Source organism: Pseudomonas shirazica (genome assembly GCF_015168335.1).
Lineage (GTDB): Bacteria > Pseudomonadota > Gammaproteobacteria > Pseudomonadales > Pseudomonadaceae > Aquipseudomonas > Aquipseudomonas asiatica.
In genome coordinates, this window is sequence record NZ_CP063456.1 from 1,345,747 (window position 1) to 1,371,216 (window position 25,470).

The window sequence follows — 25,470 nt, forward strand, 5'->3', positions numbered from 1 at the left end:
AGCTCTTCTCCGGCAGTTATGGCCTCTTCGCAGCACAAGGCTGCTCCTGCAGGCAGTGCCCGCGCCCACAAGCCTGACCTGATAGCCCTCGCCGATGACCTTTCCGGACGTTGCCGAACCGCCCCGCGATACCGACAATGGGCCATCATCTCGCATCCGGACCCGGCGCCATGTCGCAGCAGATCTTCTTCGCCCATGCCAACGGTTTCCCGTCGGCCACCTACGGCAAGCTGTTCGCCGCCCTGGCACCGGACTACCAGGTGCAGCACCTGGCCCAGCACGGCCACGATCCGCGTTTTCCGGTGGACGACAACTGGCAGAGCCTGGTCGATGAACTGCTGCACCACCTGGCTCGGCAAGACCAGCCAGTATGGGGCGTCGGCCATTCGCTGGGCGGCGTGTTGCACCTGCACGCAGCCTTGCGCTGCCCCGAGTATTATCGCGGCGTGGTGATGCTCGACTCTCCGGTGCTCACCCGCGCCGACCAGTGGCTGCTGCGCACCGCCAAGCGCTTCGGCTTCATTGACCGTATCACCCCGGCTGGCCGCACCCTGGGGCGCCGCGAAACCTTCAATGACCGCGACAGTGCCCGGGACTATTTCGCCGGCAAGTCACTGTTCCGCCATTTCGACCCCGACTGCCTCGATGCCTACATAGAGCACGGCCTGCAGGCGATGGAGCAGGGGCTGCAGTTGCGCTTCGACCCGGCCACGGAAATCAGCATCTACCGCAGCATCCCGCATACCAGCCCTGCGCCCGCGCGGCAATTGCAGGTGCCGCTGGCCATGGTCCGCGGCGAGCGCAGCAACGTCATTCGCCGCCACCACACGCTGGCCGTGCGTGGCATGCCCAGGGGCGAATACCACAGCGTGCCGGGTGGGCACATGTTCCCGCTGGAGCGGCCAACCGACACCGCCAGCCTGATCAAGGGCCTGTTCGACCGCTGGAGCCAGGCATGAGCGCGCAGGTCGAGGAAATCCGACTGAGTCTGGGCCATATCGAACTGGCGGCGCACCTGTTCGGCCCGGAGCAGGGGCTGCCGGTGATCGCCCTGCATGGCTGGCTGGATAACGCCAACAGCTTCGCCCGCCTGGCGCCGCAGCTGAAAGGCCTGCGCATCGTCGCCCTGGACCTGGCCGGGCATGGTTACTCCGAGCACCGGCCGCTCGGTGCCGGCTATGCTCTGGCCGACTACGCCCATGACGTGCTGCGGGTGGCCGAGCAGCTGGGTTGGCAACGTTTTGCTCTGCTGGGCCATTCGCTGGGGGCAATCATTTCCGTGCAACTGGCTGGCGCGCTGCCGGATCGGGTCAGCCATCTGGCCCTGATTGACGGCGTCATCCCGCCGACCGGCGCCGAGCAGGATGCCGGTGAGCGGCTGGGCATGGCACTGCAGGCCCAGTTGCGCCTGGATGGCAAGCGCAAGTCGGTATACACCACACTGGAGCAGGGCGTGCAGGCACGCATGAAAGGCATGGTCGCAGTCAGCCGTGAGGCGGCCGAGCTGTTGGCCCAGCGTGGCCTGATGCCGGTGCCCGGCGGTTACAGCTGGCGCAGCGACAGCCGCCTGACCCTGCCTTCGCCAGTGCGCCTGAGCGAGGCCCAGGCCATGGCCTATGTGCACCGGGTGAGTTGCCCGACGCGCCTGGTCGTGGCCGCCGACGGCATGCTGGCGCGCCACACCGGGTTGCTGGAGCAGCTACCCTTTGAGCAGGTGACGCTGCCCGGTGGCCATCACCTGCACCTGAACGATGAGCAGGGCGCGGCCCTTGTCGCAGACTGTTTCAATCGCTTCTTTGGCTTTGCTTGACTTGCATCGGACAAGTGTCGAGGCTTGGCGGGTTGAACAGGGAGACAACCATGCAACTGCCAGACATCCTGGAGCTTCATCTCGGCGCTGAGCGCCGTCTGGTTCGCCAATGAGCGCGCCTGTTGCCATCCGTAATGCCTTCGCGGCCTGCCTGGTGTTCGCCAGCCCCGTTTTGTGGGCCGGCAGCCTGCCGGTACCGGTGGACGCCAAGGTGGTCGACCAGCGCCCGGCCGTGGAGCAGGAGCGCGTCTACCCCATGGGCCCACTGCGCAAGATCAGCGGCCGCCTGAGGGTCGAGGACAAGGTCGAAAGCCGTGGCCAGGTCAGCTCGGTAACCTACGAACTGCCGGTCGAGCGTACTGCTCGCGAAGTCTTCACCAGCGCTCGCGAAGCACTGCAGCGCGACGGCGGCTACCCGCTGTTCTGGTGCCAGGGCCGCGATTGCGGCGAGGCCAGCCTGTGGGCCAATGATGTGTTCGGCAATGCCCGCCTCAACGGCGGCGACGAGCAGCAGGCGTTCATCCTGCTGCGCCGCTCGGCGGAGCAGGCCGACACCCTGGTCGCGCTGTACAGTGTCACCCGCGGCAACCGCCGCGCCTACTTGCACGTGGAAGAGTTCGTCGCCGGCAGCCCGCTGGGCGAACTGCTGCCGACCGCCGCCACGGTGCTGCGCGAAATGCGCGACACCGGCAAGCTCGACTACCCTGACCTGGCCGCGCCGCAAGACGCCTGGGCGAACCTGCTGGCCCGCAGCCTGAACCTCGACAGCACCCTGCGTGCCAGCCTCAGTGGGGCCCAGGCTGAAGCCTGGCGCGAGGCGCTGGTCAAGGCGGGCGTGCGCAATGGCCGCCTCGAAGTCGGTAGTGCACCTACCGACGGCCTGCACCTTGAACTGATCCGTTGAACGGGCACCACCATGGCTAACAATGACCGCTTGCTGGTCCAGATTCTGCTACTGGCGCTGCTGGGTGCCGGCCTGTGGGTAATGGCACCTTTCATTTCAGCGCTGTTGTGGGGAGCCATCCTGGCCTTTGCCAGCTGGCCCTTGATGCGCTTGCTGACGCGAGCGCTGGGCGGGCGCGAAACCCTGGCGGCAAGCCTGCTGACCACTGCCTGGATCCTGATCGTGGCGCTGCCGCTGGTGTGGCTGGGGTTCAACCTGGCCGATCATATTCGCGACGCGACGGCGTTCGTGCGTGACGTGCAGGTGGACGGCCTGCCCGACGCTCCGGCGTGGCTGGGTGGCATCCCGGTGGTTGGCGAGCGCCTGGTCAGCTGGTGGCAATCGCTGGACCAGCAGGGCGCGGCCTTGCTGGCCTCGGTCAAGCCGCACCTGGGGCAGGTGGGCAACTGGTTGCTGGCGCGCAGCGCGCAGATCGGCAGCGGCGTGCTGGAACTGACCCTTAGCCTGGTGTTCGTGTTCTTCTTCTACCGCGATGGCCCGCGCTTGTCGGCGTTCGTCCTGCGCTTGCTGCACCGCCTGATGGGCGACCGTGCCGAGTACTACCTGGAGCTGGTCGCCGGTACGGTGCAGCGGGTGGTCAACGGGGTGATCGGTACGGCCGCAGCGCAGGGCGTGCTGGCGTTGATCGGCTTCCTGATTGCCGGTGTGCCCGGGGCCATTGTGCTGGGCCTGGTGACCTTCATGCTCAGCCTGATCCCCATGGGCCCGCCACTGGCATGGATTCCGGCCACCGGCTGGCTGGTATGGAAAGGCGAATACGGCATGGCGGTGTTCCTGGGAGCCTGGGGCACCTTCATCATCAGTGGCGTGGACAACGTACTCAAACCGTACCTGATCAGCCGTGGCGGCAACCTGCCGTTGGTGATCGTGCTTCTGGGCGTGTTCGGCGGCCTGATCGCCTTTGGCTTCATTGGCCTGTTCATCGGGCCGACCTTGCTGGCGGTCGGCTACAGCCTGCTGCTGGACTGGAGCCGCAACGCCGTCCCGCAGCCGCCTCAGCAGTAAACCTGTACTGGCCTCTTCGCGGGTGAACCCGCTCCCACAAGGATCTCCACAGCCCGGGAGAGCGGTGCGGTCCCTGTAGTAGCGGGTTTACCCGCGAAGAGGCCGGTTCAGGCAACCTCAACTCCCGATCTTTACGCCTTCTTTATCGCCATCCCCACCTCCCAGTCTCGCCCCTTTACGCCCCTCGCTCGGACAATTTCCCCAAAGCGGCCCAAGCCGCACCACGGGGAGAACCACACATGAACATGCTCGACGGGCTGTCACTGCTGCTGGCAGTGGCATTGGCGTTTTATCTGCTGGTGGCGCTGCTGCGCGCCGATCGCAGCTAGGGAGTGGCCATGCACAGTTACGATTTCGCCTTGCTGTTGGCATTTTTCGCCATCGTGCTGCTACCGGCACCCTGGCTCGGGCGGTTCTACTTCAAGGTCATGGAAGGCCAGCGGACCTGGCTGTCGCCCGTGCTGGGCCCGGTCGAGCAAGCCTGCTACCGGCTGGCGGGCGTGCGCGCCAGCCAGGAACAGAACTGGCAGCAGTACACCCTGGCCCTGCTGGCCTTCAACCTGGCCGGGTTCCTGCTGCTGTTCGCCGTGCTGCTGTTGCAGGGCTACCTGCCATTCAACCCGCAGCATCTGCCCGGCCAGGAATGGTCGCTGGCGTTCAACACCGCGGTCAGCTTCGTCACCAACACCAACTGGCAGGCCTACAGTGGTGAAGCGTCGGTCAGCTACCTGAGCCAGATGCTCGGCCTGACCGTGCAGAACTTCGTCAGCGCCGCCACCGGCCTGGCCGTGCTGGTCGCCCTGTGCCGCGGCATCGCACGGCGCAGCGCCACGACGCTGGGCAACTTCTGGGTCGACATGACCCGCGCCACCCTCTACGGCCTGCTGCCGCTGTGCCTGCTGCTGGCGTTGCTGCTGGTATGGCAGGGCGTACCGCAAACCTTGGCCGACTACGCTCATGCGCTCACCCTGCAGGGCACCGAGCAGACCATCCCGCTGGGCCCGGCCGCCAGCCAGATCGCCATCAAGCAATTGGGTACCAACGGCGGTGGCTTCTTCGGAGTCAACTCGGCGCACCCGTTCGAAAACCCCACGGCCTGGAGCAACCTGTTCGAGGTGGCTTCGATCATCCTCATTCCGGTGGCGCTGGTGTTCACCTTTGGCCACTACGTGAAGGACCTGCGCCAGAGCCGCGCCATCCTCGCCTGCATGCTTGCGCTGTTCCTGATCGGCGGCAGCACGGCGTTGTGGTCCGAGTACCAGCCCAACCCGGCCCTCGAGAGCGCGCAGGTACAGCAAAGCGCCCCGATGGAGGGCAAGGAAACCCGCTTCGGCACCACCGGTTCGGTGCTGTGGACAGTGACTACCACCTCTGCCTCCAACGGTTCGGTCAATGCCATGCACGACAGCCTCAACCCGCTGACCGGCATGGTGGCAATGGTCAACATGATGGTCGGTGAGGTGATCTTCGGCGGCGTCGGTGCAGGGCTTTACGGCATGCTGCTGTTCGTGCTGATCGCGGTGTTCCTGGCCGGGCTGATGATCGGCCGCACCCCGGAATACCTGGGCAAGAAACTGCAGGCCCGCGAGGTGCAGTTGCTGGTGGCGACCCTGCTGGTGATGCCGGTCGGCGTGTTGGTGCTCGGCGCCATTGCCGCCAGCCTGCCAGGCCCGGCAGGTGCAGTCAGCAACCCGGGTGCGCATGGCTTCAGCCAGCTGCTGTATGCCTACACCTCGGGCACGGCCAACAACGGCTCGGCCTTTGCCGGCTTTGGTGCCAACACGGTGTACCACAACCTGATGATCGGCCTGGCCATGCTCATCGGCCGCTTCGGCTACATCCTGCCGGTACTGGCGCTGGCTGGCAGCCTGGCGGCGAAGAAAAGCGCGCCCCAGGGGCTTAACAGCTTCCCCACCCATGGCCCGCTGTTCACCAGCCTGCTGCTGGTCACCATCCTGCTGGTCGGTGGCCTGACCTTCCTGCCGACCCTGGCCCTTGGGCCGATCGCCGAACATTTGAGTCTGGGTTTTTGAGGACCGACCATGAACATGCCCATTGCTGAAGTAAAAGCCCGGCAAAGTGCCAAGGATCAGACCCGTTTCGCCGCATTGTGGCGCCCGGCGCTGGTGCAGGCATTCGTCAAGCTCGACCCGCGCCAACTCAAGCGCTCGCCGGTGATGCTGGTGGTCGCCCTGACTGCGGTACTGACCACCGTCCTGTGTTTCGCTCCCGGCAGCGGTGTGAGTACCGGTGTGGCCGTGCAGATCGCCCTGTGGCTGTGGTTCACCGTGCTGTTCGCCAACTTTGCCGAGGCTCTGGCCGAAGGCCGTGGCAAGGCCCGAGCCGACAGCCTCAAGGCTGGCAGCCAAGGGCTTACCGCGCAGCGTCGCAAGCGCGATGGCAGCTACGAAACCGTAGCGGCCAGCGCGCTGCGCAAGGACGATGTGGTGCGCGTGGTAGCTGGTGAAATGATTCCCGGTGACGGCGAGGTGCTTGAAGGTATCGCTGCGGTCAACGAGGCCGCCATTACCGGCGAGTCCGCGCCGGTGATCCGCGAGTCCGGCGGCGATCGCTCAGCGGTGACCGGCAATACCCGGCTGGTCTCAGACTGGTTGTTGATCCGCATCACCAGCAACCCGGGCGAATCGACCCTCGACCGCATGATTGCCCTGGTCGAAGGCGCCAAGCGGCAGAAGACGCCCAACGAGATCGCCCTCGACATCCTGCTGATCGGCCTGACCCTGATCTTCCTGATCGTGGTGGTGACCCTGCAGCCGTTCGCCCACTTTGTCGGTGGCAGCCTGCCGCTGATCTTTCTCGCCGCATTACTGGTAACGCTGATCCCCACCACCATCGGCGGCCTGCTGTCGGCCATCGGCATTGCCGGCATGGACCGGCTGGTGCGGCTGAACGTCATCGCCCGCTCGGGCCGGGCGGTGGAGGCGGCCGGTGACGTGCACACGCTGATGCTCGACAAGACTGGCACCATTACCTTCGGCAACCGCCGCTGCAGTGCGCTGCACGCGGCACCGGGCATCACTGCCCGCGAGCTGGGGGAGGGCGCCTTGCTGGCCTCGCTGGCGGACGACACCGCCGAGGGCAAGTCGATCGTCGAATATCTGCGCCAGCTGCGTGATTTTGTCGAACCGTCCGCCGGCCAGTTCGAGGCCGTGGCTTTCAGCGCCGAGACGCGCCTGTCGGGGATCGACTTTCAGCAACACCGCTACCGCAAGGGCGCTGTCGATGCCGTACTGGCGTTCGTCGGCATGCAACGCCTGGAAATGCCACCGGCACTGGCCCGTGAAGTGGAGCGTATTGCCCAGAGCGGCGGTACACCGCTGCTGGTGTGCCTGGACAAGCGCCTGCTTGGCGTGATCCACCTCAAGGATGTGGTCAAACCCGGCATTCGCGAGCGCTTTGCCGAGCTGCGCAAGCTCGGCATTCGCACGGTGATGGTGACCGGCGACAACCCGCTGACCGCCGCCGCCATCGCTGCCGAGGCCGGCGTGGATGACGTGCTGGCCGAGGCCACGCCAGAGAAGAAGCTGGCGCGCATCCGCCAGGAGCAGAACGACGGCCGCCTGGTGGCCATGTGCGGCGATGGCGCCAACGACGCCCCGGCACTGGCCCAGGCTGACGTGGGCATGGCCATGAACGACGGTACCCAGGCCGCGCGCGAGGCGGCCAACATGGTCGACCTGGACAGCGACCCGACCAAGTTGCTGGATGTGGTGCAGGTCGGCAAGGAGCTGCTGGTGACCCGTGGCGCGTTGACCACTTTCTCCATCGCCAACGATGTGGCCAAGTACTTCGCCATCCTGCCGGCGCTGTTCGCCGCCATCTACCCGCAGCTGGGCGTGCTCAACCTGATGCACCTGGCCAGCCCGCAGAGTGCGATTCTGTCGGCCATCGTATTCAACGCGCTGATCATCATCGTGCTGATCCCGCTGGCGCTGCGCGGCGTGCGGGTGCAGGCGGCCAGTGCGGCGCACCTGCTGCGGCGCAACCTGCTGATCTACGGGCTGGGTGGCATTGTCGTGCCGTTTGCCGGGATCAAGCTGATCGACCTGCTGCTCAATGCTCTGCACCTGGTCTGAGGAGGCCACCATGAATGCTTATGTACGCCCGGCATTGAGCCTGGCCCTGTTGATGACCTTGGTGACCGGCGCGCTGTATCCGCTGGCGGTGACCGGTATTGCCCAGGTGATTTTCCCCAGCCAGGCCAATGGCAGCCTGGTGCGCGATGACCAGGGCCAGGTACGTGGCTCGGCGCTGATCGCCCAGGATTTCCAGGGCGATGGCTGGTTCCACGCGCGGCCATCGGCAGGCGCCTACGCCACCGTGGCCAGCAGCGCCAGCAACCTGTCGCCGAGCAACCCGGCGCTGGCCGAGCGGGTCAAGGGCGATGCGGCTGCGTTGTACCAGGCGCAGCAGGGGCCGGTGCCCCAGGCGCTGCTCACCACCTCGGGCAGCGGCCTCGACCCGCACCTGCCTCCGGAGGCCGTGGCCTACCAGATCCCTCGGGTGGCCGCGGCACGGCAGTTGCCGGTGGAGCGCTTGCAAGGCTTGCTGGAAGAGGCCACCCTCCACCCATTGATCGGCCCGCCGGTGGTCAATGTGCTGGCCTTGAACCAGGCACTTGAGCATCTGGGCCACTGATATGGGGGCCGCTTTGCGGCCCTTCGCGGGCTTGCCCGCTCCCATAGGTACAGCGCAGCTTCCGAGTATTGCGATCACCCTGTGGGAGCGGGCAAGCCCGCGAAGGCCTGCGAAGCAGGCCCAAAAGAGGCTGCAGGACGCCGCCACACCAAAGGATGAAAGATGAGTGACTCCGCCCGCGCAGACGCGCTGTTGGCTACCCTCCCGCGAAGCGGCCGGGGGCGGTTGAAGGTGTTCCTTGGCGCCGCCCCCGGCGTCGGCAAGACCTTCGCCATGCTCCAGGCTGCCCACGCCCAGCAACGCCAGGGCGTGCAGGTGCTGGCCGGGGTGGTTGAAACCCATGGCCGTGCCGAAACCGAGGTATTGCTCGCTGGCCTTCAGCAACAGCCCCTGCTGCGCAGCCAGTACCGCGGCGTCACCCTCGAGGAAATGGACCTCGACGGCCTTCTCAAGGCCGCGCCGGCCCTGGTGCTGGTCGACGAACTGGCCCACACCAATGTGCCCGGCAGCCGCCACGCCAAACGCTGGCAGGACGTACAGGAACTGCTGGCCGCCGGCATCGATGTGTACACCACGGTCAACGTCCAGCACCTGGAAAGCCTCAACGACAAGGTCCGCGACATTACTGGCGTGCAAGTGCGCGAAACCCTTCCGGACTGGGTGCTGCAGGAAGCCTTCGAGCTGGTGCTGATCGACCTGCCACCCCGCGAGCTGCTCGAACGTCTGCGCGAAGGCAAGGTGTACGTGCCCGAGCAGGCGCGGGCCGCCATTGATGCGTTCTTCTCGCAAACCAACCTTACCGCCCTGCGCGAGCTGGCCATGCAGACCGCTGCCGCCCAGGTGGATGCCGACCTTGCCCACGGCTATCGCCAGCGCGGCCAGGAAGCCCCGGCCCTGCGTGGGCGCTTGCTGGTGGGCGTGGATGGCGACGACCAGGCGGAACGTTTGGTGCGCCATGCCAGCCGCGTGGCGCAACGCCGCCACCTGCCCTGGAGCCTGGTGCACGTGGACAACGGCCGCCTGCGCGACGAAACCGCACGCCAGCGCCTGCAAGCTGCCCAGCAACTGGCCGAACGCCTCGGCGGGGAGGTGGTACTGCTGCGTGCCGGCGAAGTGGTGCGCACACTGATCCAGCATGCCGCCGAACGGCGGGCCAGCCTGGTGTTGGTCGGGCAGTCCCGCGACCGCCTGCGCCGGCGCCTGTTCGGTGCCGGTGTGGCCGCGCGGCTGCTGCGCGAAAGCCACGGCCTGGAAATCAACGTGCTGGACCGCGACGCGCAGCCGCAAGCGCCGCGTTCGGCGGTACGGCGGGTGTGGGTCTGGCGCCATTACCTGCTGGCGCTGCTGGCCACGGTCATGGCCGCAGGCCTGGCCTGGGCGGTGTCGAGTGTGCTGGCGCTGCCCAACATATCGCTGGTGTTCCTGGCCGCGGTGTTGCTGGTGGCAGTGCGCAGCAGCCTGGGGCCTGCGCTGGCCTGCGCGGTGCTGTCGTTCCTGACCTACGACTTCCTGTTCATCCCGCCCAACCTGTCGTTCAGGATCCAGCGCGAAGAAGACGTGCTGACCCTGGTGTTCTTCCTGTTGATGGCCGCGCTCACCGGCAACCTGGCCGCCCGCCAGCGCCGCCAGTTGCAGGCGCTGCGCGAGACCCAGGCGCAGACCAGCCAGTTGCTCGACCTGTCGCGCCGGCTGACCGTGGCCACCGACCGCCAGGCGGTGTTCAACGCCGCCGGCCAGCACCTGGACGGTTGGCAGGACATGCAGGTGTGCCTGCTGGAGCGCAATGTCGAAGGCCAGTTGCAGGTGGTCAGCGGCGAAGCCCATGCTTTCAGCGATAACGAACGCGCCGCTGCAGAATGGGCCTGGCAGCACGGCCAGGCCGCCGGTCATGGCAGCGACACCCTGCCCAATGGCCGCTGGTGGTGGTGGCCACTGGCGGTGGATGAGCAGCCCCTGGCATTGCTTGGTGTGCGCTCACGCTCCGGCCAGCCTCTCAGCGACCCGCGCCGGCGCCTGCTCACCGCCCTTGGCCAACCACTGGCCCAGGCCCTGGCCCGCGCCCGGCTGGCCGAACAACTGGAGGCCGCGCGGCTGCATGGCGAAACCGAGCAGCTGCGCAGCGCCTTGCTGGCGTCCGTTTCCCATGACTTGCGTACCCCGCTGACCGCCATGCGCGGTAGCATCGACAGCCTGCTGGCGCTGGGCGAGGCGATCCCCGCCGCCGACCGCCGCGAACTGCTGGAGGGCACCCGCAACGAGGCCGAACGCCTCGACCGCTACATCCAGAACCTGCTCGACATGACCCGCCTGGGCCACGGCGGCCTCAAGCTGGCCCGCGACTGGGTGGCGCCTGCCGACATCGTCGGCAGTGCACTCAACCGCCTGCGCGCGGTGCTGGCGCCGCTGCGGGTACACACCGACGTGCCGGCCGAGCTGCCGTTGCTGTTCGTGCATGCGGCGTTGATCGAGCAGGCGCTGGTCAACGTGCTGGAAAATGCCGCGCGCTTCTCGCCAGCCAATGGCCGGCTGGAGCTGCAGGTGTCGGTGCAGGACGCCCGGTTGTGCTTTGCCGTCAGCGACCAGGGCCCCGGTATTCCCGTGGAAGACCGCGAGAAGATCTTCGACATGTTCTACACCGCCGCTCGCGGTGACCGCGGCGGGCAGGGCACCGGCCTGGGCCTGGCGATCTGCCAGGGCATGATCGGCGCCCATGGCGGCCAGATCCTCGTGGGCGAAGGCATCGATGGCCAGGGCACCAGCATCACTTTATGCTTGCCGCTGCCCCCTCAACCTGAAACCGAAAGCGAAACCCCATGAGTCAGTCCGCCACCCTCCTGGTCATCGACGATGAACCGCAGATCCGCAAGTTCCTGCGCATCAGCCTGGCCTCGCAAGGCTACAAGGTGCTCGAGGCCGCCACCGGCGCGGAAGGGTTGGCCCAGGCGGCGCTGGGCAAGCCGGACCTGGTGGTACTCGACCTGGGCCTGCCGGACATGGACGGCCAGCAGGTACTGCGTGACCTGCGCGAATGGAGCGCGGTGCCGGTGCTGGTGTTGTCGGTGCGCGCGAGTGAAGTGCAGAAGGTCGATGCGCTGGATGGTGGAGCCAACGACTATGTGACCAAGCCGTTCGGCATCCAGGAGTTTCTGGCGCGGGTGCGTGCCTTGCTGCGCCAGGTGCCGCAGGCCGGTGGCTCGGAAGTGGCGGCCAGCTTTGGGCCGCTGATGGTGGACTTTGCCTTTCGCCGGGTGACCCTGGATGGCGTGGAAGTGGCGCTGACCCGCAAGGAGTATGCGTTGCTGGCGCAACTGGCCGGGCACCCGGGGCGGGTGATTACCCAGCAGCAACTGCTCAAGGATATCTGGGGGCCTACCCATGTGGATGACACCCATTACCTGCGGATAGTGGTCGGGCATCTGCGGCAGAAGTTGGGAGATGACCCCACGGCGCCGCGGTTCATCATCACCGAGCCAGGGGTGGGATACAGGTTGGTGGCGCCCACCATGTAATCCCTGTGGGAGCGGGCGTGCCCGCTCCCACAGGGTCCCTGCTAATTCAATGAGTTATGTGCAGTTCTATGAGAGCTGGCATGCCGGCGATGGGGCCAACGCAAGCAGCGCAACACAGTAAGTTCAGGGGGCGGTTCTCGACTCCAGATCCATTTCCGCTGGCCACTCTACTCGGGGTGCCAGGCGCAGGGCGAACTCACACCAGAGCACATCGTTGTGATCCTTGGGTTCCCCGGGTGGTGGCAGGGCTGAGGGGCCTTCCTGCATGTAGGTGCAGATGTAGGCCCAGGCATGCTGGTCGGCCCCCATCGTAACCAGAGGAAAACGGTCGATGACATTGTTTGTGCCTGGTGCAACGATGGAGAGTGTGACACCCCATTTGAAAATTAACCCACCGTTTGGCAGTGCGCCGGCCTGGGACCAGCGCTCGGCGCGGACTTGGGACCAGTCGTAGCAAACTGTTTCTACTTTCCAGTTCGTGAAGGGGTTCCACCAGCAGTACTTGAAATTGTATGCATACAATTTTTTACGTACTCGGTTGAAGCGAAGGGGTTCATCTCGGGGTGGGGATATGCTTACTCGAAGGCAAAATACGGATGCCCATACTCCGCATGCAAGTATTAATATATCAATTAGCACGGATTCGAAGTCTCTCCGTTCTAAGTTGGAGTTTATGAAACTGAACAGAGGGGTGGTGATGGCGATAGTTGGAAGCGAAAGGAAAGCCATTACTTCTCTTGCCCAACCGAGGGGTCTGGGTACTTCAAGGTAGATAAGATCCTGATGGTTAGGGGATTGATTGCCCAGGCTGGCTTCGATCGCAATGGGAATGTCAGGATGGGGTAGGTCCTCTATCCATCCTGTACATGGCGGGTTAAGGTGCGGGCGGGCCATTAGAATAGACTCCTTAGCGAGGATAGATTGTTTTCTCTCATTGTCACTTTTGCATAACCTGACATGTCATGCTTGTTGGGCCAATAAGTGAGCGTTAGCTCAATAGCTTTTGTACAATGGTTTTCCAGTAGTGGAATTGAAGTGCTGATGTGCAGGGTCTTATCGGTGGTTTTAAAAATTATTCGTTCGCTGACGCTTTCAGGGCTAGCAAAGATTTTTTTGGTTTCTTCGGGCACGTATTCGACTACTTTTGGATGTGAACTATTACCAGAGAGATAAAAAGGCAGTCGATTTTGCCCTGCTGGGTATACAGTCAGTTGCCATTTGTACTGTGCGTCTTCAGTACTGAAATTTGGCAAGCTTATGTACAAATCGAGATAAAAGCCTGCCGCGACAGCAGCGTCATCGCTGATGAAGGCTTTTGTTTGGTCTGGCGTGTGCGTACTGTGAGTTGGTTGAAATCTTGTCTCAATTGAAGCCTGCGCTTGAACTCCCAAGGCTGCCGCGTTCAGTGAGCCAATTGCGGTATCCAGATCTTGTGGATTCATCCAGCGCCGATGTTCCTCTGGTGTTCCCCATCTACTATGTCGGGACCAAAGCTCTAATAGTGAAGATTCTTGATTTTTGGCATCCATCGCCAGCGTATAGGCTGCCAGACCAAGGATGATCGTAAAGCCTAAGGGGCCGAGTAGCGAACTTGCGAATAATGCCGAGTAAATACCAGAGACAGTGGAAACTGTAGCAAGCACGGCCGCGCGAGCGTACTGGTTTGCAGAGGTGCTGTCCCCTTGGTTATTAGTTCTGGCGAGCGCATTCACGTATTGCACTGCATCCATGGCATTGGCGAGTGCAGTGATGGCGCCGCCATACTTGGCTAGGTTCTTTCCTAGTGAAGCTATGGTTACCGTTCCGGGCCACGGTATCTTCGGTCGTACAAGTGTGACAGCAAGGCCTGCCACTTCGACACTCACTCCCAACAACCCAAGCGATGAAGACCAGATCGCCGCAAGCGCCTCTGGATTGTTCTGATGTGTTTCTTGCAACGCCCGATAGTTCTTGCCCAGACTATCCTGCTGGAACCATATGCCCCCCAAGGCAAGCATCAGCTTCACACTTCCACTGCTCGCTGCAGCATCCCGCAGGCTGCGCATCGCATCGCTTGCCACGCTTTGCGCGGCCGTAGAACTGATCTTCAAACCACCCGTAACCTGCGCACGCAGCGTACCCGCACCAATCGCAACATTGCGTACCAGCGCCCCGACGCCGCCGGCTGCACCCTCGCGCAACTGCACCAGCCGCGCCTGCAGGCTCTCGGCGCTTTCGAGCGTCCAGAGCATCACCTCGATCATCTGGCTACGGTTACCCGCTGCCGCAATATTGATCGCCCCACTCAGCACCATGGCCCGCACCTTGCGGCCCAGGGGATCACGGAACTGCTTGTCTACCTGCTGCAGAAACGCATCGGTCCGCGCTTCCAGGGCTTCATTGAGCAGGCTCATGTATTCGCCCACTGTCAGCGACACCCGCAGCGGCGTTACCTGCTGCCCGGCGAACAGTGCAAACGCCGAGCGATGCACATGACCGATCAGGGTCTTGGTCCGTTCACTCAGGTGCTGGCTGAGCGCATTCCCTGCGCTGTTGGTCGCGGCCAGCAACTGGCCAACGGCATCCTGTATCGGCTTGATCATCAGCAGTTGGCCATCGGCGGTACCGGCGATGCCCTTGATGATGTCGTACACCTTGCCGAAGTCGTCCCCGGACAGCGCCCTGGCCACCTGCTGCATCAGCTTCTGATTCTTGGCCAGCAGTGCCTGGTACAACAGGCTGCGGTCGTCTTCCAGCAGCTGCTGCCAGATATGCTGGGTGATCCCGAGCGGCTGACCCTCCTGCGGCAAGGTTTCAGTGGGCCCGCCGGCCAGGCAGGCGGCCATCATCTGGATGAAGTACTCCACCGAAACGGGGGAGGTCGCGTCATAGTCGTAGTAGCCGATCTGCTGAAAAGCCCGCTTGGCATAGTGCCGCGCATACAGATCGCCAACCTGGTCGATCATCGACTGCCAGTTTTTCAGTTCGCGGTCGTAATCGGCCTGGAACGCGGCGCGGGCGCTTTCGTCGTAACGCTCTTCCAGCCGCTCGCGGGCGTCCTGCTGCTTGCGCGCGGTGTTGCGTTCGGTCTGCGCGTCGATGTCCACCGGCGGCAGATACGCCTTGGCCGCGATCGGGCTGTCGTTCCACTGCTCGATCTGCCGGGCTTCCCGCTGCGCGTCCTCGGCACCTTGCACGGCAGCCATGGCCGCGTGCAATTCGCGGATGCCCAGTAGTGCTTGCGAGGTGAAGTATTCGAAGTGCCGCTGCGGCTGCGCCCGCCATTCCTGCAGGGCCTGCACCCAGCCAGTGCGTTGCGCGTTGAGCTCCATGACCATGCCGACCGGGTCGGGCAGCGTCAGCGCCAGCACGCCATTGGGCAGTTGTTCCTGCTGGATGACATTGCGCACATGCGTGCGGGTTTCATGCCAGCGGCCCAGGCGGCTGTAAAAGCCATGGACGCTGGTAAACCTGGCAGAAGAAAAGGTCGAGAACTCCAGCACCTGTTCCAGGCCGAAGCGAAAGCTGTCGGTCATGGCGATGCCGAGGCTGGCAGGGTCGTTGCGTGCGGTGTTCAGGTCCACCTCGACGAAGCGGGCGAGGGTGCCCGGGTCACTGTCGGCGATGCCTTGCCGATAGCGGTCGAGTACCGAACGGGGCCAGGGGTCGTTGGCGAAGGCGATCCAGGCCTTGCGGTAGAGCAGGGTATCGATGTTGATGAACGAGGCAATCACATCGTGGCCTTCGGTGGCGCATACCTTGGGTAACGACCTGGGTGGCCCAAAGGGCATCTGCGACACCGGGAAGCGCCGCAAGGTACCTTCCGCCGCCACCTCGTAGGCCTGCCAGATTTCCTGGTCGAGCAGTACGTAGACATAACCTTGGCGCAGGAGGCGCAATTGGTCGGTGTGCATCGGGTGGAAGATGATTTCGCTGTCGTCTGCCAGGCGATAGGGGCGCCCTGTGTCCGGGCGTGGGGCGTAGGCCTCGCGCAGCAGTAGAATCGGCAGGCCGGAGCGTTCGCAGGCATTGCAGGTGCCGTAGGTGTTGGGGATCTCTTCCTGCATGGCGATGTGGATGGCTTTGCTGATGCTCATGGGTAACTCCTTGCCTTCGGCAGGCCGGCGACGATGTGCGACCAGGTGCAGTCGTCGTAGCTGGCGAAGCGGTCCGCCAGGCGCTGCTCGCCGGCCGCGGCCCTTTCCACCTCGTGCTGGATGGTCGGGTGCTGAAGGAGCAGTGGGTGAATCATGAGCATGTGCAGGCACATGCACTGGATATCGGCACGGTCGCGCAGGCCTTGCCTGAAGGCCTTGAGGATCAGGTTCATGGCATGGGTGGGTGCGTTTTCCGGCAGGCCTGATGAACCTGGGAAGTGCCAGGGTGCATGGGGATGCTGCACGGCACTCAGGCGATGCCAGGCACCGAGCAGTTGAATGATCTGCGGTGCGACGTGCTGGGTCGCCCTTACGGCCTCGGGGACGGCCAGTTCGCCAGCCATGGGTTCTCGCTCGAATACCTCGCAACTGCCAGAACCATCGGGATGTAGCCAGCTGCGAACAGGCCCGAGGACTTCGCCTGCGTTTTTCAGGGTCGCGCGTAGCAGCGCCAGCCGCACGGGTTCGAACCAGGCGGTGATACCGTGCGGTTCTGGTTGGTGCAGCACCTGACACTGTTGGCTGATGTGCTGGGCGATGAGGTCGGCGGGTTGATCGCTGATCAGCCAGCCACACACGTGGTGCCAGGTAGCTGCCGATTCACGAGCGGCGCAGGTCGCGCTTAATAGGGCAAGGGCTGTGGGCGCATCGCCGGGTTCGGCGAGCCGCACCAGAGCTGGCCAGCACTCGGGATCCTGCACCAGGCGGCTGCAGTCGATGCGCGTTACGGCATCACTACCCAGCGCTTCGCTGAGGGCAGCGATGGCCAGCGGGTGCTCAGGCGGGCAGCCGGCGAATGGCTCCAGTAAAAGGTAGAGGGCTTCTTCTGGTTGGCGCTGCTGGTTGGCGAAGTGATCGACCGACTGCACGTAGCCCTGCGTGGACTGGCTCGACATGAGAAGTTCCTTTTCTTCTTGATGGCGAGCAGAAACCTAACGGGGAATCAATGCTGCAGGTAGTTATCGGCTTCCTAACCAGCTGTAGGATTTTTCGCTGTCGGACGAGGCAGTCGTATCGCTCAGGACCTCGGGGATTCTGTTTCAAAGCATTGGCGCATCACGTCAAGGTAACGCCGCGCGCCCAGGCCCAACGGGCGCGACTTGACCCAGATGATGTCCACCCACAAGCGCAATCGGCTGGCCATGTTGTCGAAACGCACCTCCGCCAGCGCGCCCGAAGCAATCAACGGCTCGACCAAAGGCTGCGGCAGGTAGGCCCAACCAAGGCCCGATTGCACCAGGTCCAGCGTGGCCAGGTAGCTGTCGGTCAGCCAGATGCGCCGCGACAGCACCATGCGTGGGTCCGACCCGGTGGCCTTGCCCGACGCCACGATGATCTGCCGCTGTTCGGCGAAAGTCTCTTCCGGCAACGGCGTGCCGCTGTTCTGCCCGGCCGGATGGCGGGGGGAGGCGACGGCCACCAGCAACTGGCTGCCGGCCTCCAGGAATGACTCGCGCTCGTCGATGCCAGGCCTTTCGAAGACCAGTGCCAGTTGCACGCTACCGTCATGCAGCAGGCGGATGGCTTCGGCCTGGGTGGCCGAGCGTACTTCGATTTCCAGGCTGGGAAATTCCTGGGCGAGGGTTTCCAGCGGCTGGCTCCAGCGGCCGGTCTGCAGCTCGGGGGCCATGGCGATAGTCAGGCGCTTTTCCAGCCCCTTGTGCAGTTGCAGGGCTTGGGCATCGAGCAGGTTGAGCTGGCAGATCACCTGCCTGGCCTGGGGCTCCAGGGCCAGGGCGGCGCTGGTTGGCAAGGCTTTGCGCGTGGCCCGGTCGAACAGCACCAGGTCCAGCTCCGCCTCCAGCTGGGCGATGGCCATGCTCACGGCCGAAGGCACACGCCCCAGCTTGCGCGCGGCGGCAGAGAACGAGCCTGCCTCCAGCACCGCGAGGAAGATTGCCAGGGAGTCGCTGGTAAAGGCCATTGTCAGTAAACCTGATGACGGGGAATTTCTATGGAAGAAAATTATGGGGCTTTTGTTTGAGAATGCGCCAGGGCGCAGAGTGGTTCGCCGGGGGATTGTCAGCGCCTGTGAGATCGAGCGCCGCCCGCGCGGCGCTTCGCAGCACAATGCTGCTCCTACATTTGTTTCGGGCCAATAAATCCTGAGGCGAGGGCGCGCGGCCCCTTGGTGTCCACCTCGATATCGTGTCGGGCAAACAAGGCGGTCGCGTGCACTGGTACAGGCGTTACTGGCCCGAAACAGATGTAGGAGCAGCCTTGTGCTGCGAAGCGCCGCGCGGGCGGCGCTCGATCTCACGGTCGCTGAAAAACCAAAGCCAAGCACCTACAGCCCTTCACCCAGCACCCGATCAATGCTGTCGACAAAGTAGTCCACGCTCGCCCGGGTGGTGCACATCGGCGGCTTGATCTTGAGGATGTTCAGGTAATCACCGGTCGGCTGCATGAAGATGCCCAGGTCACGCAGGCGGTTGCACAGGGCCATGGTTTCCTCGGTTGCCGGTTCCAGCGTTGCGCGGTCGCGCACCAGTTCCAGCCCCAGGTAGAAGCCCGAACCATGCGCCGCGCCGGCCAGCGGGTGCTTGTCGACCAGTGCCTGCAGGCGCGCCTTGAAATAGCGCCCGGTATCGCGCGCGTTGTCCCACAGGCCTTCTTCCTGCATCACATCCAGCACCGCCATGCCGATGCGGCAGCTGACCGGGCTGCCGCCGGCCGAGGAGAAGAAGTAGCCCTCGGCCTCCAGCGCTTCGGCGATCTCGCGACGGGTGATGACTACGCCCAGTGGCTGGCCGTTGCCCATGCCCTTGGCCATGGTGATGATGTCGGGCACCACGCCCTGTTCCTCGAAGCCCCAGAAGTACTCGCCCAGGCGGCCATAGCCGACCTGCACCTCGTCGGCGATGCACACACCGCCCCGGGCGCGGACCTTGGCATAGGCCTCGCGCAGGTAACCGGCCGGCAACGAAATACCACCGGCATTGCCGTACACCGGTTCGCAGATGATGCCCGCCAACTGGCGGCCACGGGCGTCGAGGTCGGCCAGCTTGGCGTCGACGTCACGCAGGTAGTGGGTGGCGCTGTCGGCGCCACGGAAGCGGCCGCGGAAGGTGTTCGGCGCCTCGACCGGGTGCACCCAGTCCGGGCGGGTTTCCAGGGCCTGCGGGTTGTCGGCGATGGAAGTGGAGATGGCATCGGTGGCCACCGACCAGCCGTGGTAGGCCTCCAGCACGCTGAGCAGGTCGCGCCCGCCGCTGTAGGCCCAGGCCAGGCGAATCGCCAGGTCGTTGGCTTCGGTACCGCTGTTGACCATGAACACCCGGTCGAAGCCTTCGGGTGCCAACTCCAGCAGGCGTTCGGAGAACTCGGTGATGGCCGCATAGTGGAAGCGCGAGTTGGTGTTCAGCAGCGACCACTGCCGTGCCGACTCGGCGACCATGCGCGGGTGGCCGTGGCCCAGCACTGCGACGTTGTTGAGCATGTCGAGGTACGAGCGGCCCTGCATGTCGATCAGGTAGTTGCGCCAACCGCGTTCGATGTGAGGCGGTTGCGCGTAGTAGTGCTTCTGCGAGCGGGCGAAGCTGGCGTCGCGGCGGGCCAGCAGGGCCTGCGGGTCGGGCAGCGGCTCGGCATTGCAGTCGAAGCCCAGCAACGCAGCTGGCGACGGGCACAGGGCCAGCCAGGCGGTTGCCTGGGATGGGGTGGCGAAGAACGGCGGCTGGATGCCGCTATCCAGGCACAGTTGCACGCTGAGGAAGCCACAACTGCTGCCCAGCGACTGGCCTTTTTCCACGGCCTGGCCATCTGCAGGCGCGTCTTCCAGGCCTTGCAGCCACAACGCCCAGTGCGCGCTGCGCAGGCAGCCACGGCCGTCGCCATGGCGCTGCCAGGTGCCGGCATCTGGCGCTTGCACCAGGCTGCCGTTGGGTACATGCAGCTCGACGCCCAGGGCACAGGTGGCAGGCTCTTCGGGGCGATCGATATGGGTTTGCGACAGGCGATACTGCCCGTGCAGGCTGCAGGCCGGGGCCTGTTGCGTGGTCAGCAGGTGCTGGTCGAAGCCCGGTTGCTCCCAGTTGCCCGCCTCGCAATGCACGCTGAGCACGCCCAGATCGACGCGCGTCACTGCCTGCCGACCCAGTTCAGGGAGCAGAAGGGCGCAGCCGCTCAGGTCCGGCGTGGCTGGCTGCAGGCCCGCAGCTTGCAGGATGGCCGCTTCCATCAACGCGAAAGGTACGGCGGTGGCAGTGTCGAAGATTTCCCATTCATGGGCGATGTTGTCGCGGGTGTACTGGTTGCCGGGGTCGACGGTGAGTTGCTGTTCGCTGCTCAGCACCAGCACGGCAGCGCGGTTGAGCACCAGTGGCCACAGCGCCCGCAGTTCGGCTTCGCTCAGCGGGTTGAGCGCCTGGTAGGCACGCACGGCCGGCAGGATGCGCAGCGGGTCGCCCTCGGCGTGGTGCAACAATGCGGCGCAGGTCACCGACAGGTCGGCGATGCGCCATGTGCGCAACAGGTCGCCGAAATCGATCACCCCTTGCAACTGCCACTGGCGCTCGACATCGCGGGCCCAGACGGCATTGTCGTCGGTGATGTCCAGGTGCACGGCCTGGCTTGGCAGCTGGTCGACCAGCGGCGCCAGGTGCTCGGCGGCCAGCTGGGTGGCCCGTTCGATACGGGCGCGTTGCTCGGCGTTGCCCAGCACGGGCAGCAGGTGCTGGATCAGTGCCTGGGCATGTTGCGGGTCCCATTGCAGGGTGCGCGCCAGGCCCGGGTGGTCGAAAGTGGCCAGGGCCTTGTCCAGCCGCGCGCAGAGCCCGCCGAGTTCGGCCATCAGGCGTGGCTCCATGTGCTTGAGGCGGGTCAGTGGCTGGCCTTCGATGTAGTCGAGCAGGCGCATGCGCAGCGGTTGCCCGTCTATTTCCAACGCCAGCAGCATCTGGCCATCGCTAGCCGGGCGCACGGCGGGCACAGGCAAGCCCTGTTCGCGCAGGTAGGCCAGGGCGGCGTGCTGGGCCTCCAGTTCCACCTGGGCGTAGCTGCCGTGGCAGGCCTTGAGCACGAAACGGCCTTGTGGAGCGTCTACTCGGAAGTTCAGGTCCTGTTGGCTGCCCAATGCCGAGAGGTTGCCGGCAATGCCGTAGTGCGTTTGCAGCACGGCATGTGCCTGGGCTTCGCCGAGCGCAGGGCTGGGCAGGCCGGAGCGCTGGATCAGCGTGGTCAGGGCAGGGGAGGCGGGCTGGTGTTGTGGGCTGGACATGGGGCTCTACCGTTGCTGCTGGGGTTGACGGTGGAGAATTTATGTCCGATCTGGCTGATGATGGAAGACGATTGTTGTCAGAAAATTTGATAATTGGATTCGCTGCCCGGAGCAGTGGTTGCCAGCTATCACCTGTCTAGCGGGCGTATGCTTCCACTGTGGGAGCGGTCTTACCAAACACCCTTCAGACCAAGAAAGCGTCTGAGTAGCATGTTCAGAGGAGGAATTTGAATTCTGAAAGCAACTTCACCGACTCGGGAAGCTTTTGCTGAAGCAGTCTGTCGAGATACTGCTGCACGCTGTGAGGTGGGTTTTTCAAGGACATTCGCTGCCGCTGGGCAGCCTCAAGTACTGCTGCCTTGTCCAGGTCCCACAGGTCGGCGATGAAGTCATCCGGGTGTAAGGGCTCGATATCGAAAACGTCGAGAGCCGTTTCGGGGAAATCCTTCAGGTTGAAGGTGACGATGACGGAAGCGTTGCACTTGATTGCAGCAGCGAGGACATGTCGATCATCCTTATCTGGCAAGTCCAGCCCTTCTACCAGCGACTCGTAGTCAGTTACGAGTGCGTCAGGTACAGCAGCGTCCATTCGCCGTGACGTCCGATCTACTTGCTCGAGGGTGAGGTCAGGCCGGTTGAGCAATAAATTGCGTTTCCACTCGTCATGAATCTTCGTTGACCAACGTGCTCGGTAAATACCTGTCAATGCAAGGTTCATCAGGAAATCACGGAGTGGGGCAGGATAAAGAACGTTCGCGTCGTAAATGGCCGTGAAGGGCGAGTGCTTCATTCGTACCCCATCCGTAACTCCTGGGCTTCGGCTGCCAGCGCGTCCATTGCGGCACGGCTTACCTCGTCACGTTTGTCCTTGTAGGCAACCAGGTCGGAGAATTTGACCCGACGATGGCGACCCGTTTTTGTGTGAGGAATCACAGATTCGTCTAGCAGTTTTACCAAGTACGGCCGAGAGACGTTGAGTAGGTCTGCTGCCTCTTGGGTAGTCAATTCGGCGTGGATTGGAACGACTTTGACCGAGTTCCCCAGAGCCAGCTCGCTGAGAATCTCGCCAAACAGACGCAGCGCGAAGGTAGGTACTTCAACAACCTGGCGCTGATTCTCTTCATTGAGCAGCTCAATCCGTTGGGTATCTGATTTTGTCGAGAGGAAGGCTGCTAGCGTTCGGCTCGATTCGACTGCCACGGCAATCTCTTTCTCATCGGGAAGCATCTTGCGAGAGAGGTCGGCGGTGGTCATGGGCATCTCCAGTGGGATATCGATCGTGGCGCTGCTGCGACGGTGCAACAGCCTAACCGAGTTATATTCGAAATATTCGAAAATCGCAATAAACGAAACGATACCTCATGATGGCTGGGTGCCTGGGTAGCGTGACTTTCCTTCGAGGCGTCACAACATTCGGTCCCAGGCATTCCCGGCATCAGCGCATCATGCCCAGCTCGGCGTCATCCATGAGGGCCTTGGCCATCGCACTCAGGTAGTGGGCAGCCCAGATCATCATCGGTTTTTCATCCATCAGGCCGGTGATGGTCAGTTCGCGTACATAGCCCATCAGCTCCGAAGATTGCTCGCGGGCATCGCGACAGGGAATGCCGGGCTCTATGCGGAACAGTGGGTGGGTGCCGTGTTCGCCTTGGTAGAACGTGGTTTTACCGACAGTGAATTGGGTGTCTTCTTTGGTCATTTTTGAATTCCCTCAAAATTCTCGACTGCCCGGACGGGCCCTTTCGCGGGTGAACCCGCTCCCACAGGTACTGCATCTACCTCAAGGCCTGTGGAGATACTGTGGGAGCGGGTTTACCCGCGAAGAGGCCAGCCCAGACAACGCAACACTAAAGCCTCAGTGCAAAGTCCGAGGCTCAGCGGGCATCTGCACCTTAACCAGTGCCGACTCAAGCAAAGTCCGAAGAGCCTCCAGCTCATGCATCGAGGTCATCATCAGGATCGAAGCCGGCGATTTGGGCTGCAGTAGCAAGGCCTGATGCACCACAGTGGCCGCGCATAGCGCGTAGTCGGTGGCCTGGATCAGGGTGTCTTCGAGGGAATGGGTGTTGTGGGGTGGATCGGGGACAATGTTCAGCATCGTGATTAACCATTGGCTGTGCGGCCACCTGTCTGCTGTCAAACAGTCGGGTGGCAGCTGTACGTGGGTTGACAGACCGGCGGTAAATCACGCAAAAGTTCCGGCGCACGCAAGCGTGCCCACACGCACAGCCACCATGAAGCGGAGACTGCCTGCGTGAATTAACCGTCACAGCCTGTCAAAGCTGTATCGCTGATCTTCAGCGACCAACCGAGACTAGAGCTCAGCCAGAGCAGCCGCAACGGAAAACACGCGGCAGGAGTATGTTTGGGAAATGGCCTACAGGGAAGGGGTTAAATCTGACATGGCAGGTGTTCTGCGCCCGATTGCGTCAGGGCGGGAGGTGACCGGTTTGATTTCTGTGGTGGCGCTCGGTCTCACAGGCGCAGAAAGTGTCAAGACGAACACCCGCGAAGCGCCGCGCGGGCGGCGCTCGATCTTGAGGACTCTACAAAACTTAAGGCGAACCTGCCTCAACTTCCAAGAACGCCGCCTCCAGCAACTGCCGGGTATACGGATGCTGCGGCGCATGGAAGATCGCCTGTGCATCCCCTTGCTCCACCACATGCCCATGCTTGATCACCATCAACTGGTGGCTCAACGCCTTGACCACCGCCAGGTCATGGCTGATGAACAGGTAGGTCAGGTTGTATTTCTGCTGCAGATTGCGCAGCAATTCCACTACCTGCCGCTGCACCGTGCGGTCCAGCGCCGACGTAGGTTCATCCAGCAGGATCAGCGCCGGCTTCAATACCAACGCCCGGGCAATGGCAATGCGCTGGCGCTGCCCACCGGAAAACTCGTGCGGATAGCGATGCCGTGTGCGTGGGTCCAGCCCGACTTCCTCCAGGGCCGCAATAATCGCTGCTTCCTGTTCCTGCGCCGTGCCAATGCGGTGAATGCGCAACCCTTCACCGACGATATCCTCCACGCACATGCGTGGGCTCAGGCTGCCGAACGGGTCCTGGAACACTACCTGCATCTCGCGCCGCAACGGGCGCACGGCCTTCTGGTTCAGCCCTTCCAGGTTCTGCCCATGAAAGCGAATGCCGCCCTGGCTGGAGATCAGCCGCAAGATCGCCAGGCCCAAAGTCGACTTGCCCGACCCGGACTCGCCGACAATCCCCAGCGTCTGCCCTTGCGGCAAGCTGAAGTTGATCCCGTCCACCGCCTTCACATGGTCGACCGTGCGCCGTAGCAGGCCCTTCTTGATCGGGAACCACACCTTGAGGTCATCCACCTCCAGCAATGGCGCGCCCACCGGGTTGTGCGCCGGCAGCCCGCTGGGTTCGGCATTGATCAGCATCTGCGTGTAGTGGTGCTGCGGTGCGCTGAACAACCTGGCGCATTCGGCCTGCTCGACAATCTGCCCGTGCTGCATCACGCACACACGGTGGGCGATGCGTCGCACCAGGTTCAGGTCATGGCTGATCAGCAGCAGGGCCATGCCCAGACGCGCCTGCAGTTCCTTGAGCAGTTCGAGAATCTTCAACTGCACAGTCACGTCCAGCGCCGTGGTTGGCTCATCCGCAATCAGCAGTTCCGGCTCGTTGGCCAGGGCCATGGCGATCATCACCCGCTGGCGCTGCCCGCCCGACAGCTCATGGGGCAAGGCCTTCAGGCGCTTGCGTGGCTCGGGAATGCCGACCATCTCCAACAGCTCCAGGGTGCGCGCCGTGGCCTCCTTGCCGGTCAGGCCCTTGTGCAGCAGGAGGATTTCGTTGATCTGCTTCTCGATGCAGTGCAACGGGTTCAGCGAGGTCATCGGCTCCTGGAAGATCATTGCAATGCGGTTGCCGCGAATGCGCTGCATGGTCTTCTCGTTCTGCTGCAGCAGGTCCTTGCCCTCGTAGCGGATGCTGCCGCTGGGGTGGCGGGCCAGGGGGTAGGGCAGCAGGCGCAGGAGCGAGTGCGCGGTGACCGATTTGCCCGAGCCACTCTCGCCCACCAGTGCCAGCGTCTCACCCTTGCGGATGTCGAAGCTGATGCCGTTCACAACGCGGTGGGCCTGGTCACCGGTGACGAACTCCACCGCCAGGTCGCGCACTTCGATCAGGTTCTGTTCACTCAT

General features: G+C 63.7%; 20 protein-coding genes. 10 read left to right on the forward strand and 10 right to left on the reverse strand.

Annotation, left to right across the window (positions count from 1 at the left end; all coding sequences use genetic code 11):
• Positions 1-170 precede the first annotated feature (170 nt).
• From IMX18_RS06120 to IMX18_RS06165, 10 genes are all read left to right on the forward strand, one after another.
• Entirely contained in the window at positions 171-959 is a 789-nt protein-coding gene (locus IMX18_RS06120) for an alpha/beta fold hydrolase (RefSeq protein WP_015271083.1), read from the forward strand.
• Complete coding sequence (locus IMX18_RS06125; protein WP_015271082.1) at positions 956-1,810, forward strand: alpha/beta hydrolase; 855 nt, start codon at positions 956-958, stop codon at positions 1,808-1,810. The genes IMX18_RS06120 and IMX18_RS06125 overlap by 4 nt, the downstream gene beginning before the upstream one ends.
• Positions 1,811-1,919: 109 nt before the next feature.
• The gene (locus IMX18_RS06130; RefSeq protein ID WP_054572520.1) at positions 1,920-2,714 is read left to right on the forward strand and encodes a DUF4892 domain-containing protein; all 795 of its coding nucleotides are present in this window, start codon (positions 1,920-1,922) and stop codon (positions 2,712-2,714) included.
• A 12-nt stretch (positions 2,715-2,726) separates the two neighbouring features.
• Entirely contained in the window at positions 2,727-3,779 is a 1,053-nt protein-coding gene (locus tag IMX18_RS06135) for an AI-2E family transporter (protein ID WP_015271080.1), read from the forward strand.
• Positions 3,780-4,018: 239 nt separating this feature from the next.
• A complete protein-coding gene (gene kdpF, locus IMX18_RS06140) occupies positions 4,019-4,108 on the forward strand; it encodes a K(+)-transporting ATPase subunit F (protein WP_003251485.1) in 90 nt (29 codons plus the stop codon).
• Positions 4,109-4,117: 9 nt separating this feature from the next.
• On the forward strand, positions 4,118-5,812 hold the full coding sequence (kdpA, locus tag IMX18_RS06145; protein WP_015271079.1) for a potassium-transporting ATPase subunit KdpA: 1,695 nt from the start codon (positions 4,118-4,120) through the stop codon (positions 5,810-5,812).
• 9 nt (positions 5,813-5,821) lie between these two features.
• Positions 5,822-7,876: a potassium-transporting ATPase subunit KdpB gene (gene kdpB / locus IMX18_RS06150; RefSeq protein WP_015271078.1), complete on the forward strand. Its 2,055-nt coding sequence runs from the start codon at positions 5,822-5,824 to the stop codon at positions 7,874-7,876.
• A gap of 10 nt (positions 7,877-7,886) precedes the next feature.
• Positions 7,887-8,438 (forward strand): potassium-transporting ATPase subunit KdpC, encoded by a 552-nt coding sequence (gene kdpC / locus IMX18_RS06155; RefSeq protein WP_015271077.1) that lies wholly within the window; start codon positions 7,887-7,889, stop codon positions 8,436-8,438.
• Positions 8,439-8,600: 162 nt separating this feature from the next.
• The gene (locus tag IMX18_RS06160) at positions 8,601-11,255 is read left to right on the forward strand and encodes a sensor histidine kinase (RefSeq protein ID WP_015271076.1); all 2,655 of its coding nucleotides are present in this window, start codon (positions 8,601-8,603) and stop codon (positions 11,253-11,255) included.
• On the forward strand, positions 11,252-11,947 hold the full coding sequence (locus IMX18_RS06165) for a response regulator (RefSeq protein ID WP_013973414.1): 696 nt from the start codon (positions 11,252-11,254) through the stop codon (positions 11,945-11,947). The genes IMX18_RS06160 and IMX18_RS06165 overlap by 4 nt, the downstream gene beginning before the upstream one ends.
• A gap of 123 nt (positions 11,948-12,070) precedes the next feature.
• Here the strand turns inward: IMX18_RS06165 and IMX18_RS28245 are convergent, their stop codons facing one another.
• The 10 genes from IMX18_RS28245 to IMX18_RS06210 form a co-directional block, all read right to left on the reverse strand.
• Positions 12,071-12,841: a DUF6708 domain-containing protein gene (locus IMX18_RS28245; protein WP_311165642.1), complete on the reverse strand. Its 771-nt coding sequence runs from the start codon at positions 12,839-12,841 to the stop codon at positions 12,071-12,073.
• Positions 12,841-16,023 (reverse strand): T6SS effector BTH_I2691 family protein, encoded by a 3,183-nt coding sequence (locus tag IMX18_RS06170; RefSeq protein ID WP_015271075.1) that lies wholly within the window; start codon positions 16,021-16,023, stop codon positions 12,841-12,843. The genes IMX18_RS28245 and IMX18_RS06170 overlap by 1 nt, the downstream gene beginning before the upstream one ends.
• Positions 16,020-16,979 (reverse strand): hypothetical protein, encoded by a 960-nt coding sequence (locus tag IMX18_RS06175; RefSeq protein WP_217190186.1) that lies wholly within the window; start codon positions 16,977-16,979, stop codon positions 16,020-16,022. Before IMX18_RS06175 ends, IMX18_RS06170 begins: the two co-directional genes overlap by 4 nt.
• Positions 16,980-17,101: 122 nt before the next feature.
• Entirely contained in the window at positions 17,102-18,007 is a 906-nt protein-coding gene (locus IMX18_RS06180) for a LysR family transcriptional regulator (protein WP_013973410.1), read from the reverse strand.
• Between the two features lie 363 nt (positions 18,008-18,370).
• Positions 18,371-21,301 (reverse strand): aminotransferase, encoded by a 2,931-nt coding sequence (locus tag IMX18_RS06185; protein WP_217190185.1) that lies wholly within the window; start codon positions 21,299-21,301, stop codon positions 18,371-18,373.
• Positions 21,302-21,515: 214 nt separating this feature from the next.
• Complete coding sequence (locus tag IMX18_RS06190) at positions 21,516-22,091, reverse strand: PIN domain-containing protein (RefSeq protein WP_015271072.1); 576 nt, start codon at positions 22,089-22,091, stop codon at positions 21,516-21,518.
• A complete protein-coding gene (locus IMX18_RS06195) occupies positions 22,088-22,555 on the reverse strand; it encodes a helix-turn-helix domain-containing protein (protein WP_015271071.1) in 468 nt (155 codons plus the stop codon). The genes IMX18_RS06190 and IMX18_RS06195 overlap by 4 nt, the downstream gene beginning before the upstream one ends.
• Before the next feature lie 181 nt (positions 22,556-22,736).
• Positions 22,737-23,000 carry a DUF3077 domain-containing protein gene (locus IMX18_RS06200; RefSeq protein WP_015271070.1) on the reverse strand — a complete coding sequence of 88 codons (264 nt, stop codon included), beginning with the start codon at positions 22,998-23,000 and terminating at the stop codon, positions 22,737-22,739.
• A gap of 156 nt (positions 23,001-23,156) precedes the next feature.
• Complete coding sequence (locus IMX18_RS06205) at positions 23,157-23,399, reverse strand: hypothetical protein (protein ID WP_015271069.1); 243 nt, start codon at positions 23,397-23,399, stop codon at positions 23,157-23,159.
• 457 nt (positions 23,400-23,856) lie between these two features.
• Positions 23,857-25,470: an ABC transporter ATP-binding protein gene (locus tag IMX18_RS06210; RefSeq protein WP_085720482.1), complete on the reverse strand. Its 1,614-nt coding sequence runs from the start codon at positions 25,468-25,470 to the stop codon at positions 23,857-23,859.

Bases quoted from the DNA above. Each gene is read 5' to 3' on its own strand.
- IMX18_RS06120 (WP_015271083.1), top strand. From the start codon at position 171: ATGTCGCAGCAGATCTTCTTCGCCCATGCCAACGGTTTCCCGTCGGCC.
- IMX18_RS06125 (WP_015271082.1), top strand. From the start codon at position 956: ATGAGCGCGCAGGTCGAGGAAATCCGACTGAGTCTGGGCCATATCGAA.
- IMX18_RS06130 (WP_054572520.1), top strand. From the start codon at position 1,920: ATGAGCGCGCCTGTTGCCATCCGTAATGCCTTCGCGGCCTGCCTGGTG.
- IMX18_RS06135 (WP_015271080.1), top strand. From the start codon at position 2,727: ATGGCTAACAATGACCGCTTGCTGGTCCAGATTCTGCTACTGGCGCTG.
- kdpF (WP_003251485.1), top strand. From the start codon at position 4,019: ATGAACATGCTCGACGGGCTGTCACTGCTGCTGGCAGTGGCATTGGCG.
- kdpA (WP_015271079.1), top strand. From the start codon at position 4,118: ATGCACAGTTACGATTTCGCCTTGCTGTTGGCATTTTTCGCCATCGTG.
- kdpB (WP_015271078.1), top strand. From the start codon at position 5,822: ATGAACATGCCCATTGCTGAAGTAAAAGCCCGGCAAAGTGCCAAGGAT.
- kdpC (WP_015271077.1), top strand. From the start codon at position 7,887: ATGAATGCTTATGTACGCCCGGCATTGAGCCTGGCCCTGTTGATGACC.
- IMX18_RS06160 (WP_015271076.1), top strand. From the start codon at position 8,601: ATGAGTGACTCCGCCCGCGCAGACGCGCTGTTGGCTACCCTCCCGCGA.
- IMX18_RS06165 (WP_013973414.1), top strand. From the start codon at position 11,252: ATGAGTCAGTCCGCCACCCTCCTGGTCATCGACGATGAACCGCAGATC.
- IMX18_RS28245 (WP_311165642.1), bottom strand. From the start codon at position 12,841: ATGGCCCGCCCGCACCTTAACCCGCCATGTACAGGATGGATAGAGGAC.
- IMX18_RS06170 (WP_015271075.1), bottom strand. From the start codon at position 16,023: ATGAGCATCAGCAAAGCCATCCACATCGCCATGCAGGAAGAGATCCCC.
- IMX18_RS06175 (WP_217190186.1), bottom strand. From the start codon at position 16,979: ATGTCGAGCCAGTCCACGCAGGGCTACGTGCAGTCGGTCGATCACTTC.
- IMX18_RS06180 (WP_013973410.1), bottom strand. From the start codon at position 18,007: ATGGCCTTTACCAGCGACTCCCTGGCAATCTTCCTCGCGGTGCTGGAG.
- IMX18_RS06185 (WP_217190185.1), bottom strand. From the start codon at position 21,301: ATGTCCAGCCCACAACACCAGCCCGCCTCCCCTGCCCTGACCACGCTG.
- IMX18_RS06190 (WP_015271072.1), bottom strand. From the start codon at position 22,091: ATGAAGCACTCGCCCTTCACGGCCATTTACGACGCGAACGTTCTTTAT.
- IMX18_RS06195 (WP_015271071.1), bottom strand. From the start codon at position 22,555: ATGACCACCGCCGACCTCTCTCGCAAGATGCTTCCCGATGAGAAAGAG.
- IMX18_RS06200 (WP_015271070.1), bottom strand. From the start codon at position 23,000: ATGACCAAAGAAGACACCCAATTCACTGTCGGTAAAACCACGTTCTAC.
- IMX18_RS06205 (WP_015271069.1), bottom strand. From the start codon at position 23,399: ATGCTGAACATTGTCCCCGATCCACCCCACAACACCCATTCCCTCGAA.
- IMX18_RS06210 (WP_085720482.1), bottom strand. From the start codon at position 25,470: ATGAGTGAACAGAACCTGATCGAAGTGCGCGACCTGGCGGTGGAGTTC.